Annotated in this window: 14 protein-coding genes; 6 read left to right on the top strand and 8 right to left on the bottom strand. The window is 64.6% G+C overall.

What is annotated here, in order from left to right; translation table 11 throughout:
- The 3 genes from rpoD to VGV07_RS25150 all read left to right on the top strand — a co-directional run.
- Positions 1 to 1,894: RNA polymerase sigma factor RpoD (rpoD, locus tag VGV07_RS25140; RefSeq protein WP_326871474.1), on the top strand; the 1,894-nt coding region annotated here is incomplete at its 5' end.
- A gap of 13 nt (positions 1,895 to 1,907) precedes the next feature.
- Entirely contained in the window at positions 1,908 to 2,207 is a 300-nt protein-coding gene (locus VGV07_RS25145) for an HlyU family transcriptional regulator (RefSeq protein ID WP_326871475.1), read from the top strand.
- Positions 2,208 to 2,313: 106 nt separating this feature from the next.
- Positions 2,314 to 2,535, top strand: coding sequence for a hypothetical protein (locus VGV07_RS25150; RefSeq protein WP_326871476.1), 222 nt, complete (start codon positions 2,314 to 2,316; stop codon positions 2,533 to 2,535).
- Between the two features lies 1 nt (position 2,536).
- On the opposite strand, the gene VGV07_RS25155 is transcribed toward VGV07_RS25150, so the two are convergent.
- The 6 genes from VGV07_RS25155 to VGV07_RS25180 all read right to left on the bottom strand — a co-directional run bounded on the left by VGV07_RS25155 (position 2,537) and on the right by VGV07_RS25180 (position 7,853).
- The gene (locus VGV07_RS25155; protein WP_326871477.1) at positions 2,537 to 3,364 is read right to left on the bottom strand and encodes a glycosyltransferase family 25 protein; all 828 of its coding nucleotides are present in this window, start codon (positions 3,362 to 3,364) and stop codon (positions 2,537 to 2,539) included.
- Positions 3,361 to 4,176, bottom strand: a complete 816-nt coding sequence (locus tag VGV07_RS25160; RefSeq protein ID WP_326871478.1) for a glycosyltransferase family 25 protein — start codon at positions 4,174 to 4,176, stop codon at positions 3,361 to 3,363. Before VGV07_RS25160 ends, VGV07_RS25155 begins: the two co-directional genes overlap by 4 nt.
- Before the next feature lie 56 nt (positions 4,177 to 4,232).
- A complete protein-coding gene (locus VGV07_RS25165; RefSeq protein ID WP_326871479.1) occupies positions 4,233 to 5,033 on the bottom strand; it encodes a glycosyltransferase family 25 protein in 801 nt (266 codons plus the stop codon).
- 43 nt (positions 5,034 to 5,076) lie between these two features.
- Positions 5,077 to 5,877 (bottom strand): glycosyltransferase family 25 protein, encoded by an 801-nt coding sequence (locus VGV07_RS25170; RefSeq protein ID WP_326871480.1) that lies wholly within the window; start codon positions 5,875 to 5,877, stop codon positions 5,077 to 5,079.
- Between the two features lie 64 nt (positions 5,878 to 5,941).
- On the bottom strand, positions 5,942 to 6,982 hold the full coding sequence (locus VGV07_RS25175; protein ID WP_326871481.1) for an LLM class flavin-dependent oxidoreductase: 1,041 nt from the start codon (positions 6,980 to 6,982) through the stop codon (positions 5,942 to 5,944).
- A 175-nt stretch (positions 6,983 to 7,157) separates the two neighbouring features.
- Positions 7,158 to 7,853 carry a tellurite resistance TerB family protein gene (locus VGV07_RS25180; protein ID WP_326871482.1) on the bottom strand — a complete coding sequence of 232 codons (696 nt, stop codon included), beginning with the start codon at positions 7,851 to 7,853 and terminating at the stop codon, positions 7,158 to 7,160.
- 151 nt (positions 7,854 to 8,004) lie between these two features.
- On the opposite strand from VGV07_RS25180, the gene VGV07_RS25185 reads away from it, so the two are divergent.
- The 3 genes from VGV07_RS25185 to VGV07_RS25195 all read left to right on the top strand — a co-directional run bounded on the left by VGV07_RS25185 (position 8,005) and on the right by VGV07_RS25195 (position 10,178).
- Positions 8,005 to 8,478, top strand: coding sequence for an Lrp/AsnC family transcriptional regulator (locus tag VGV07_RS25185; protein ID WP_326871483.1), 474 nt, complete (start codon positions 8,005 to 8,007; stop codon positions 8,476 to 8,478).
- Positions 8,475 to 9,095 (top strand): GyrI-like domain-containing protein, encoded by a 621-nt coding sequence (locus VGV07_RS25190; RefSeq protein ID WP_326871484.1) that lies wholly within the window; start codon positions 8,475 to 8,477, stop codon positions 9,093 to 9,095. Before VGV07_RS25185 ends, VGV07_RS25190 begins: the two co-directional genes overlap by 4 nt.
- 69 nt (positions 9,096 to 9,164) lie before the next feature.
- The gene (locus VGV07_RS25195) at positions 9,165 to 10,178 is read left to right on the top strand and encodes a DUF4424 family protein (RefSeq protein ID WP_326871485.1); all 1,014 of its coding nucleotides are present in this window, start codon (positions 9,165 to 9,167) and stop codon (positions 10,176 to 10,178) included.
- An 81-nt stretch (positions 10,179 to 10,259) separates the two neighbouring features.
- Here VGV07_RS25195 and VGV07_RS25200 read toward each other — a convergent pair whose 3' ends face one another.
- The gene (locus VGV07_RS25200) at positions 10,260 to 10,646 is read right to left on the bottom strand and encodes a hypothetical protein (protein WP_326871486.1); all 387 of its coding nucleotides are present in this window, start codon (positions 10,644 to 10,646) and stop codon (positions 10,260 to 10,262) included.
- Positions 10,647 to 10,815: 169 nt separating this feature from the next.
- Complete coding sequence (locus VGV07_RS25205) at positions 10,816 to 11,367, bottom strand: TIGR00645 family protein (protein WP_326871487.1); 552 nt, start codon at positions 11,365 to 11,367, stop codon at positions 10,816 to 10,818.
- Between the last annotated feature and the right edge of the window lie 191 nt (positions 11,368 to 11,558).

Below are 11,558 nucleotides of genomic sequence, written 5' to 3' on the forward strand. Positions count from 1 at the left end.
CTCGGAGGAGGTCAACTCCGAGCAGATCGAGGACATCATGGCGATGTTCTCCGATATGGGCATCAACGTCGTCGACGAGGACGAGGTCGAAGAGGCCGAGCCCGATACCCCGGAAGAGGAATCGACCGAGCTCGCCGAACGCACCGGCACGGCCGTCGCGTCGAAATCCAACACCCGCGAAGGCAGCGACCGTACCGATGATCCGGTGCGCATGTACCTGCGTGAAATGGGCTCGGTGGAACTCCTGAGCCGCGAAGGCGAAATCGCCATCGCCAAGCGCATCGAGGCCGGTCGCGAGACGATGATCGAGGGGCTGTGCGAAAGCCCGCTGACCTTCCAGGCCATCATCATCTGGCGCGACCAGCTGGCCAACGCCGAGATTCTGCTGCGCGACATCATCGACCTCGAAGCCACCTATGCCGGCCCCGATGCCAAGCAGGCGGCCCCGGTGATGCCGTCCGAGATCGAGCGCCCCGCCGCGGTCAAGGAAGAGCCCAAGGCTGCTGCCAAGGCGAAGCCGGCGCCGCGCGCCGCCTCTGGCGACGACGAGGACGACTACGTTCCTGACGAGCCGCAGGCGCCGCAGGATCCGGTCGAGGAAGAAGACGACGATTTCGAGAACTCGCTGTCGCTTTCGGCGATGGAAGCCGAGCTGAAGCCGCAGGTGGTCGAGACCTTCGACCGCATCGCCGAAGCCTATGGCAAGATGCGCAAGATGCAGGATCGGCACGCCGAAGACCGCATCGCCGGCAACGCCCCGGCGACCGCCGCCGATCTGAAGAGGCTCGAAGGCCTGCGCTCGGAAGTGATCACCGACGTGAAGTCGCTGTCGCTGAACCAGAGCCGTATCGAAAGCCTGGTCGAGCAGCTCTACGACATCAACAAGCGCCTGGTGCGGCTCGAGGGGCGCTTGCTGCGTCTCGCCGAGAGCTACGGCGTCAAGCGCGAGAACTTCCTCGAAGCCTATTACGGCAGCGAGCTCGAGCAGAACTGGATCGAAACCGTGGCGACGCTGTCGGGCAAGGGCTGGGCGGAATTCGCCAAGCGCGAAGCCGATACGGCCAACGAGCTGCGCGGCGACATCCAGACCCTGGCGACGGAAACCGGCCTCGACATCGCCGAGTACCGCCGGATCGTCCACAAGGTGCAGAAGGGCGAGCGCGAAGCAGCGATTGCCAAGAAGGAGATGGTGGAGGCCAACCTTCGCCTGGTGATTTCGATCGCCAAGAAATACACCAACCGCGGGCTGCAGTTCCTCGATCTGATCCAGGAAGGCAATATCGGCCTGATGAAGGCGGTCGATAAGTTCGAATATCGCCGCGGCTACAAGTTCTCGACCTATGCCACGTGGTGGATCCGGCAGGCGATCACCCGCTCGATCGCCGACCAGGCCCGCACCATCCGTATCCCGGTGCACATGATCGAGACGATCAACAAGATCGTCCGCACCTCGCGCCAGATGCTGCACGAGATCGGCCGGGAGCCGACCCCGGAAGAGCTGAGCGAAAAGCTGCAGATGCCGCTCGACAAGGTCCGCAAGGTCCTCAAGATCGCCAAGGAGCCGATCAGCCTCGAGACGCCGATCGGCGACGAAGAGGATTCGAACCTCGGCGATTTCATCCCGGACGTGAACGCCATCCAGCCGATCGATGCCGCGATCCAGAGCAACCTGCGCGAGACCACAACCCGCGTGCTGGCGTCGCTGACGCCGCGCGAGGAACGCGTGCTGCGCATGCGCTTCGGCATCGGCATGAACACCGACCACACGCTCGAGGAAGTCGGCCAGCAGTTCAGCGTGACGCGCGAACGTATTCGCCAGATCGAGGCCAAGGCGCTGCGCAAGCTGAAGCACCCGAGCCGCAGCCGGAAGCTCCGCAGCTTCCTCGACAACTAAGAGGGGCGAGGCGATGTCGTTCTGGAAGAACCTGTTTGGCGGCGGTGGTGGCAGCTCGGCCGGCAAGTCGATCGAGCCGGCGGTGGTGGCGGAGGAGGCCTACAAGGGCTTTACCGTCAAGTCGCTGATCATGCCGGTGGGGAGCGAGTACCAGCTCGCCGGGCTGATCGAAAAAGAGATCGACGGCGAGCTCAAGAGCTACAAGTTTGTGCGTGCCGACCGCTTCTCGTCCAAGGAGGACGTGGTCAGCTTCGCGCTCGCCAAGGGCCGTCAGATCATCGACGAGCAGGGCGAGGGCATCTACCGCCCCTGAGGCGGCTGCCTCACGCAAAACAACATTGGCACTCGCGGGAACGCTCGGGCGTTACCCGTGAGATTGCCGCGTGCGCAGGAAATGCGCGCCAACCGGAGTCCCAGCCATGGCCAAGAAACCCACCGCCCGTACCGAGTTCGTGCTGTTCGACGTTATCTACGAAGACGGCAGCCAGCGTTCCAACCGCAAGGTGGATGCGAGCCTGCTCGGCGGCCTCGATGGCGATGATGCGGCGCGGGCGGCAATCATGGAGCAGGACCGCGCCATCGCCGAGAAATCCGGGCTGCCGCCGCTGCAGATCAAGACGCTGAAGCGCAGCGGCAAGTAGGCTAGACGTCGCGCTCGAACGGCACCTCGCGCCGCTTCTGCCGCCTTGCCACGGCGTCGGGCAGGATGTGAGCGGTGAGCCGGAGCGTGTAGGCGATCCGCCTGAGGGTGTCGCTGTAGCGGTGAATGAGCGGCGGGCGCTGCTTGGCGTCGCGGCGGTCGCGATCCCGCTTGAGGTCACTCTGCGCTGCGGCGGAAGATTTATCGCCCCGATAGAACTGCAGTTGCACCACCGGCGCGGGATTGGCCTGATAAAGCCCGCGGTGCGGAATGACCGGGCCATCGCGCGTGAACAGGTACCGATCGATCGACATGCGCCTCAGTCTGGGGTCGGCGAGAACGCGACGGGCCATGGTGGCGGAGATGATGTAGGCCGCCGTCCCGAAATGCGAGGCGAGCAACTGGTGCACGCCGAACCGATCCGAGACATGGCGAACGGCGCGGCCAAGTCGGACGCGGTCATAAAACGTCTCGAGCTTGACCAGATCGGGTTGCAGGCCGTCGCAGAGGGCCGGCTCGAGAAACGCCTTCAGGCCGTCGCCGATGACGGCGTCGTCCTCGAGAAGAAGCGCAAACTGCTGGCCTGCATCGAGCATGCGACACCAGGTCTTCTCATGGCTCATCGTGCAGGCGATCTCGACCGGGGTCATCGCCAATGGCTTGGGCGGATCGGCATTCGCCGCGCCGACATCGGCAATGGTCACCGCGTCGATGCGCTCGGCGACGATCCCCAGCCGCTCAAACTGCTGTTCCATGAACTTACGGCGATCCGGGCGGCTGGCGAGGTTGATGTAGTAGACCGGGATCTGATCGGCGGGGAACGGGCTCATGCCGGGTCCGCCGTGCCGGCAAAGGGAACGACGACACGGGGGCCGCGCAGCGCGGCGAAATCCCGGCTCGCGAGGCGCACGAGGCGTCCGACATGGTCGAGGTGGAGCCCGATGACGGCCCCGAGGTCACGCTGAGGCCGATCGGGTGCAGGCGTTCGCGTCCCGGCAATATTGCTCTCGCCGATGCTGTCGACGGCGTCGAGCTTGTCGATCTGGATGCAGGGGCTGGGAATGGCCTGCAGCACCCGGCTGCGCAACAGGTGATAACCGCCGCGCCCGAACAGGAAGCGATCGATCCCCATCTGGTTGCGCAGCGGGCTCAACAGCGATGCCCGGGCGGCGTCGCGACTGAGAATGTAGGCGGCGCCACCCATCTGCGACGAGCAGAGCTCGCGCATTGTCGTCGCGCCCACCTGCTGGGCCGCGCTCCCCAGCTTTACCGGGCTGTGGAATGTCTCCAGCTTCAGCAGGTCGGCACCCAGCCGCTCGACCAGCCCCGGATCGAGAAAATCAAGCACCTGGGCGGCGAGCTCTACGTCGTCTTCGAGGATCAGGGCGGCCGGCGCACCACTGTCGAGCAGCCGTTCCCAGCTGCGCTGGTGGCTGAGCCCGCAGGCGAGATCGCCTTCGGCCAGCCGCCACAGGCTCTGCGTCGTCCGGTGCCATTCGACGAGGGCCGGCGGCACTTCGTCCATGCGCACGGCTTCGACGCGCTCGGCGGTGATGCCCAGCTGCGCGAACTTGTGTTCCATGAACGCACGACGGTCAGGACGGGCGGCGAGGTTGATGTAGTAGACGGGAATGGTCGGCATCAGTTGACGGACATGCACGAAGCGGGCAGGGGTGTCCAGTGGCGGCTGGGCTACGGCTACATCAGCTTGCGCAGGTCGTCGGCCACCGGCAACCGGTACTGGCGCGCACCCCAAAGCTCGCCGGTCGTCGCAAAGGTGGCGACCAGCCGCAGGTGATGGGACCAGTGGTGAAGCGCCCGGCGCCAGGCGGGCTCGGTGCTGCGCGGGTCGCGCGAGGAGAACATGCCGCGACGGTCGTCGAGATCGCTGCGTCCGGCGCCCTGGCGCCCATCAACCGTCTGGTCGAGCTGGATGGCGAGCGCCGGCACCGACTGGAAGATGCGCGCTTCGTAGAACAAGCTGCCGGGGCGTCCGAACAGCAGCGTGTCGAGTGGCAGGGAGTTCACTTGCGGATGCGCCAGCAGCCTCATGGCCAATGCCTTCGTCATCACATAGGCGGCTGAGCCCATGCTGGATGACATGAGCCGTCCCCGCCCTATGCCGATCGCCTTGCCGGGCACCAGCCGGCCGACCATTGCCGAGGTCTGCCGCGTTTCCATCTGAATGGCATCGACGCCATCCAGCAGGTTGGGATCGTCGAGCACTGAAGGCAGTTGCGTGGACAGCAGGACGTCATCTTCGAGGATGAGCGCTGCCGCGATGTCCTGCTCGACCATCAGCCGCCAGATCTTCTGATGGCTGCGGCTGCAGCCGAGCTCGGCCGGGCTCAGCGGCGAGCCCGCGATGTCGCCGCAATCGGCGGCCGTGACCGCCTCGATCCGAGACGCCGTCAGCCCCAGAGCGACGAGCTGTCGTTCGACGTGCTGGCGGCGATCGGCGCGTGAGGCGAGATTGATGTAGAAGATCGGCAGCGGCATTGCAGTGGCATGACGGGACGGCGGAGCCGTTCCGCTTCCCTCTCTACATGAGCTTGCGCAGGTTCTCGGCGATTGGGAACTGGAGCTTTCGCGCGCCCCACAGTTCCCCGCTGGCTCCAAAGGTCACCAGCACTCGCGCATAGTGCCGGAACTGAATCTTCAGTCTGCGCCAGCGAACGGCCAGGCTCTTGCGCCGGATTGCGCCGGTCAGCCGATTGTCGTCGAGGTCGCTCTTGCCGGCGCCGCGGCGGCCATCGACGGTCTGGTCGAGCTGGATGGCAAGGGCGGGCAGGGTTTGAAAGATGCGGGCATCGTAGCAGAGCTCGCCGGCCCAGCCGAACAGCAGGTGATCGAGGGCCAGCCGATCGACATCAGGCCGCGCCAGCAGCCGTCGGGCCAACCCTACGGTCATGATGTAGGCCGCTGAGCCCAGGCTCGACGACATCAGGCGGTTCCGGCTCACGCCGGGAATTGCGGTCGCCACAGCCGGTCCGACCAGGGCTTTGGTATAGCCGCGCGTTTCGAGCTGGATGGCATCGACGCCGCCATCGAGCAGCGAGGGGTCGGCGAGGAGCGCCGGAAGTTCATCGGCCAGGAGGACGTCATCCTCGAGGATCAACGCGGCGGCGATGTTGTTCTCAACCATCAGCCGCCAGATCTTCTGATGGCTGCGGCTGCAGCCAAGTTCGCCCGAACTGAGCGGAGAGCCGGGTGGCAACTGAAAGTCGGCGGGCGTCACCGCATCGACACGTGTCGCGGTAAGTCTCATCGCCTCGAGTTGTCGTTCGACGTGTTGCCGTCTATCCGGCCGCGAGGCCATGTTGATGTAGAAGATCGGCAACAACCCGGGCGCCCTCTGCTGAACAGGCGCTCCTCATAGCACCGGCAGACCCGGCGTCAAATGAAGTTCAGCTTCCGAGCGCCTTGTTCACCGCCGGTTTCACCACGGTGCCAAAGAGTTCGATCGCCTTCATCACCTTGGCGTGGGGCAGGGTACCGACGCTCAGTTGCAGGCCGAAACGATCGTGCTTGAACCACTCATGCTGCATCAGGATCTTTTCGATGACCTGCTGCGGCGAGCCCATGAAGTAGGCGCCGGAGGGGCTGGCGCCCGCCTCGAACTGCGCGCGGGTGGTGGGCGGCCAGCCGCGCTCGCGGCCGATGCGGCTCATCGCCTCGTGATGCGCCGGGAAGGCGGTGTCGAGGGCATCCTGCGAGTTCTCGGCGATGAAACCGTGTGAGGAAATACCAATCGGCAGCTTCGCCAGATCATGGCCGACTTTCTCGGCCGTGCGGCGATAGAGCTCGGTGAACTGGGTGAAGGCTTCGGGATTGCCGCCGATAATGGCGAGCATCAACGGCAGGCCATAATAGGCGGCGCGGGCGACGGAGTTGGGCGTGCCGCCGACCGCCACCCACAGGGGCAGGGGCTGCTGGATCGGCTTGGGGTAAATGGCGATGCCGGGGATTGGCTTGGTGTGCTCGGAGCCCTCCCACTGTACCTTGCCGCCTGCGCGGATCTTCAGCAGTTCCGCGAGCTTTTCCTCGAACAGCGTGTCGTAGTCGTCGAGTTCGTACCCGAACAGCGGGAAGCTCTCGATGAACGAGCCGCGGCCGGCCATGATCTCGGCCCGGCCGTTCGACAGCAGGTCGAGCGTCGCGAACTGCTGCCAGACGCGGATCGGATCGTCGGAGCTCAGGACGGTGACGGCGGTGGAGAGGCGGATGCGTTTGGTGATGGCCGCGGCGGCGGCAAGGATCGTCACCGGCGCCGAAGCGACGAAATCGGGACGGTGATGCTCACCCAGCCCGTAGAAATCGAGCCCCACCTCATCGGCGAGCTTGATCTCCTCGAGCAGATCCCTGAGCCGCTCGGCCGGCGACTGCAGGTGGCCGCCGTTCAGCGGATCGGGAGTGTTCTCGGCGAAGGAGTAGAGACCGATTTCCATGGCGCAATCCTCGTGTGGAGCGCCACTGGAGCGCCTCACCAGTTCACAGATAAGGTTGAAGCGCTCCAGCTCTTGTGTGGTCGCGCTGTCGAACCGGAAAAGTCTGCAGCTTTTCCTGACAGCGCTCTAGATGGCTGTGCATTCTGAGCCGCGCAAGAACGCACAGCCTTGTAACTCAGACGCTGCTGGTTGGCACGTAGGGCGCGGCCGAGGACGAGACCGGCGCCGGAGGCGTGTGCCCGGCCTGGCGGTGAATCTCGGCGACGAGGCCGGCTGGCAGCTTCAGCTTGAAGGCCAGTGCATCGAGGTAAGCGCGCTCGGCTGGCGTATCGGGCTGCATGGCGACGAGCGAGGCGGCGTAGATTTCGGAGGCGTGTTCGGGCGTGTCGGCGCGGGCGACAACGGCGTCGATATCGAGCGGGCTCGCCAGTTCGTCGAAGACGAACGCCTTTTCCTCGGCGGAAAGCGGCATCGCTTCGAGGCGCTTGAAGATGCGATCCTTCTCCTCGGCGTCGATCTGGCCATCGGCCTTGGCGGCGGCGATCATGGCCCGCACCAGGGTCTTGCCCAGCTCTTCGCTCTGGTAGGCGGCCTGCGGCGGGGGCACGAAAGCGTCCTTGGTCGGGGCGGGCGCGCCATCCGAGGCGACGCCGGCCTGCTGCTGGTTCTTCTGGTAGCTCTGCCAGGCGGAATAGGCGAGGCCGCCAACCGCCGCAACCGCGCCCACCTTGGCGACGTTGCCGACGAGCTTGCCCAGCCCCCCACCCGAGAGCAGCATGCCGGCGGCAAGCCCTGCGGCGCCCGTCATCGCGGTACGCTGGGCGTTGGGGTCCGTCTGCAGGGCCTTGATGATACCGTCGACGTTGAACATGGCTTTCTCCCAGTTTCTTGTGTTTCCGAACGGGAGTTAGGGAGCCCCGTCGGGCTGCGCAAGGATGACAAGTTCGCGCAGGGCCAAAGGTTGCCTTTCTCGGCTTGCCGGGTAGGTTGTGGCGGTTCAGAGGGCGGAGGGCTGACAGCTCATGGCGAGCGGTCTCGACGATATCGATCACAGGCTGCTGGCCCTGCTGCAGGAAGACGACCGGATGCCGGTAGCGGAACTGGGCAAGACGCTGGGTGTCGCGCCGTCCACCCTCAATGACCGCATCCGCCGGCTGGTCAAGCTGGGCGTGATCAGCGGTTTTCACGCGCGTGTCGATCCCGAAAAGGTCGGGCTCGACCTGCTCGCCTATGTGTTCGTCGGCTGGAGCGATCCGACCACCGAGAAGCTGTTCCTCGCGGCGATCGCCCGGTCGCCGGAAGTGCTCGAGGCGCATCATGTCACCGGATCGTGGAACTATCTGATGAAAGTGCGGCTGCGGACGACGCGCGACCTCGAGGGGTTCTTCGCCCAGGTGGTGAAGGAAGTGCCAGGGGTGCAGCGCACCGAGACGCTGATCGTCCTGTCGTCGCCCAAGGAAACGACGCTGATCGTGCCGCCGCAGCCCCAGGCATGAAATTGGAAAAGCTCGACCTGAAAAAGCTGCACAAGGCGCTCTACAACGCGCCCAGGGGCAAGTTCGAGATCATAGACGTGCCGCCGCTGCATTACCTGCAGCTCGATGGTGCGGGCGACCCCAACACCGCGGAGGACTACAAGACGGGCGTCGCCTGGCTCTATTCGGTGAGCTACGCGATGAAGTTCGCGGCGAAGGCGCAACTCGGCCGCGACTATGTGGTGGGGCCGCTGGAGGCGCTGTGGTGGGCCGACGATATGTCGACGTTCCTCACCCGCAAGAAGAGCGACTGGCAGTGGACGATCATGATCCTGCAGCCGGATTTCGTGACGTCAGCCCTGTTCGCTGCGGCGGTGGACAAGACAACCAGGAAACTCGGAACGCCGCCGGCGAGCCTCAGGCTCCAGGCCTATCACGAGGGGCTTTCGGTGCAGACGCTGCATATCGGCAGCTATGACGATGAGGCGCCGACGCTGGCCCGGTTGCACCAGGAATTCGTGCCGGCCAACGGGCTCAAGGAAACCGGCCACCATCACGAGATCTATCTCAGCGATCCACGCAAGGTGGCGCCGGAGAAGCTGAAGACCATTCTCAGGCAGCCGGTGCGGCGGGTCTGATCCGGCGGGTTCAGCCGCGGTTCAGGCGCAAACCGGCAGAGGGCCGGCGTCCGAACCGAGGAGGAACCCATGCTGGTCCGTAATGCTCTTTTCATCGTCTTTGCCAGCCTTTCGGCGCCGGCTCTGGCCAATGGGGTGATCAGCGAGTTTCCCGCCGGCGGCGTGGTGTTCAAACAGGCCGCCAACATCGCCATTGCGCGGGAGGACCTCTACCTGAGCGTGCGCGAAGTGCGGGTGCGCTATGAGTACCGCTCCGACGCTGCAGCCACGGAAACGCACACCATCGGTTTCCCCATGCCGACGGTGCCGCTCGATGGTGGGCCGAGCTATCTGGGCGGCGGCAGCATCGAGCAGCTGATCGATCCGCGGAACTACATGGACTTCGCGGTGAAGGTGAACGGCAAGCCGATCACGGCCAAGTTGCACGAGTTCGCCCAGCTCGACGGCAAGGATATCACCGCCGAGCTCGAGGCCGCCGGCCTCGCGCCATTGATGCTGGCCGAACAGTTCGACGCCTCGCGGTTCGATCGGAAGACGCTCGAAGGCTTCGTGGCGAAAGGCTGGTTCGCCAGTGCGCCGGAGAGCGCCGAAGAGCTGTGGTGGCCGAATTGGAGCTACCAGACGGTCTATGAGTGGGAGCAGGCATTCGCTCCGGGCGAGACGGTGGTCGAGATCAGCTATGCGCCGCTCAACGGCTATCCCAGCGATTATGGCCAGGTCTACGAGGGGGGCGGCGAGTATGACGACCCGGAGACGGTTGCGGCGATCAGGGCGGAATATTGCATTGACGATGCCGTGCTCAACGCGGTGCAGCGCCAAAAGGCGCAGGGCGGCTACGAGGTGGTGACGCAGGGCTACGTGCTGACCACAGGCAATTTCTGGAAGGGGCCGATAGAGGAGTTCAACCTGGTGGTCGACAAGGCAGATCCGGCGGAAGGGATGAAGAACCTCGACCTGGTCGCTTTCTGCCCGCTCGAAGCCAAAAAGATCAGCGACACCCAGTTCGCCTGGCACGCTTCGAACTTCGAGCCCGACCGTGACATGCGGGTGCTCTATTACAGCTTCTACGATTTCGAGCAATGAAGAACCCCGGCAGCGGAACTGCCGGGGGTGAGAGAGCTTCGGGGGAGGATCCGAAGCTCAAAATCTGCCTGACGACCGAGCTTACTGCGCGGCCGGGGCCTCAGTCACCGGGGCCGGAGCCTCGGTGGCGGGAGCCGCCGGAGCTTCAGTCGCCGGAGCGGCATCAGCAGGGGCCGGAGCGGGCTCAGCGGCCGGAGCCATCGGAGTGGTCTCGGTGCCCGTGGCCGGGGCCTCGGTCATCGGAGCCGGGGCCGGAGTGGCGGGAGCTTCAACCGCCGGCGTATTGTTGACGGTCGTCGAGGTGGTCGACGGGCCGGAATTGGCCGAGAAGACCAGATAGCCGATGGCGAGCAACGCCAGGGCAACGATGATGCCTACGAACCAGCCAGTCGCGCTCGACTCGCGGGTGTAGACAGTGCGGTTGGTATCATCGCTCGAATAGACGGTATCGCGTTCGGGGACAGCCATGATCAAGCTCCTTTGTTTGAGTACCGTATGGCCGAAATAACTCGGGAGCAGCGGGAATTGTTCCCGCAAACTTGATCAATTGCTGAATTGATTCAGCGCCGTAGCGTAAGCCGTTGAAACTGATTGTGATTTTGATCCGCAGTGACGAGGAAATGCTGCCGCGGTTGGCTCAGCTTTCAGCCGGTTTTGCCGCTTTTTCTTCGCCACGGTTGGCCTTGCCGATAGATTTGGTCTGGGCCGAGACCCGATCGATGAAGGCGAGGAACAGCGCCGAGACGACGAAGGCGAGGTGGATCAGGGTGAACCACATCAGCTTGTCGGCGGTGTAGCTCGAAACGTTGAGGAACACCTGCAGCAGGTGGATCGACGAGATGGCGACAATGGTCGAGGCCACCTTGATCTTCAGCGAGCCGGCGTCGATCTCGCCCAGCCAGTGCACCGCGTCGCCGTCGTCGAAGCGCGAGACATAGTTTTCGTAGCCCGAAATGATCACCATGACGACGAGGCTCGCGACCAGCGCCGCGTCGATCAGCGCCAGCATCTTAAGGATCGCATCGGCTTCATCGATGGTGAAGACGTGGCTGACGAAATCCCACAGCTTCACCCCGAAGGTCGCGGCATAGACCGCCAGCGCCACCGCCAGCCCGAGATAGAACAGCACCAGCAGCCAGCGCGAGGCGAGGATCACCGCTTCGATGACGAGTTCGAGACGCTTGGGCATGGTGGCTCCGGCAAGGTTTTGGCGCACGAGGGATAGCGGATTTTTGGGGGGAGGCAAGGGGCAGGGGTGACGCACGTGAAAGGGGGCACTCGGCAGTAGGCAGTAGGCAGTCGGCAGTAGGCAGTAGGCAGTAGGCAGTAGGATGGACAGGCGGGGAGGAATAGGGATCTGCTTCGACTGTCGACTGCCGA

It is taken from the genome of Devosia sp. (genome assembly GCF_035944845.1).
GTDB lineage: Bacteria > Pseudomonadota > Alphaproteobacteria > Rhizobiales > Devosiaceae > Devosia_A.

Bases quoted from the DNA above. Each gene is read 5' to 3' on its own strand.
- VGV07_RS25145 (WP_326871475.1), top strand. From the start codon at position 1,908: ATGTCGTTCTGGAAGAACCTGTTTGGCGGCGGTGGTGGCAGCTCGGCC.
- VGV07_RS25150 (WP_326871476.1), top strand. From the start codon at position 2,314: ATGGCCAAGAAACCCACCGCCCGTACCGAGTTCGTGCTGTTCGACGTT.
- VGV07_RS25155 (WP_326871477.1), bottom strand. From the start codon at position 3,364: ATGAGCCCGTTCCCCGCCGATCAGATCCCGGTCTACTACATCAACCTC.
- VGV07_RS25160 (WP_326871478.1), bottom strand. From the start codon at position 4,176: ATGCCGACCATTCCCGTCTACTACATCAACCTCGCCGCCCGTCCTGAC.
- VGV07_RS25165 (WP_326871479.1), bottom strand. From the start codon at position 5,033: ATGCCGCTGCCGATCTTCTACATCAATCTCGCCTCACGCGCCGATCGC.
- VGV07_RS25175 (WP_326871481.1), bottom strand. From the start codon at position 6,982: ATGGAAATCGGTCTCTACTCCTTCGCCGAGAACACTCCCGATCCGCTG.
- VGV07_RS25180 (WP_326871482.1), bottom strand. From the start codon at position 7,853: ATGTTCAACGTCGACGGTATCATCAAGGCCCTGCAGACGGACCCCAAC.
- VGV07_RS25185 (WP_326871483.1), top strand. From the start codon at position 8,005: ATGGCGAGCGGTCTCGACGATATCGATCACAGGCTGCTGGCCCTGCTG.
- VGV07_RS25190 (WP_326871484.1), top strand. From the start codon at position 8,475: ATGAAATTGGAAAAGCTCGACCTGAAAAAGCTGCACAAGGCGCTCTAC.
- VGV07_RS25195 (WP_326871485.1), top strand. From the start codon at position 9,165: ATGCTGGTCCGTAATGCTCTTTTCATCGTCTTTGCCAGCCTTTCGGCG.
- VGV07_RS25200 (WP_326871486.1), bottom strand. From the start codon at position 10,646: ATGGCTGTCCCCGAACGCGATACCGTCTATTCGAGCGATGATACCAAC.
- VGV07_RS25205 (WP_326871487.1), bottom strand. From the start codon at position 11,367: ATGCCCAAGCGTCTCGAACTCGTCATCGAAGCGGTGATCCTCGCCTCG.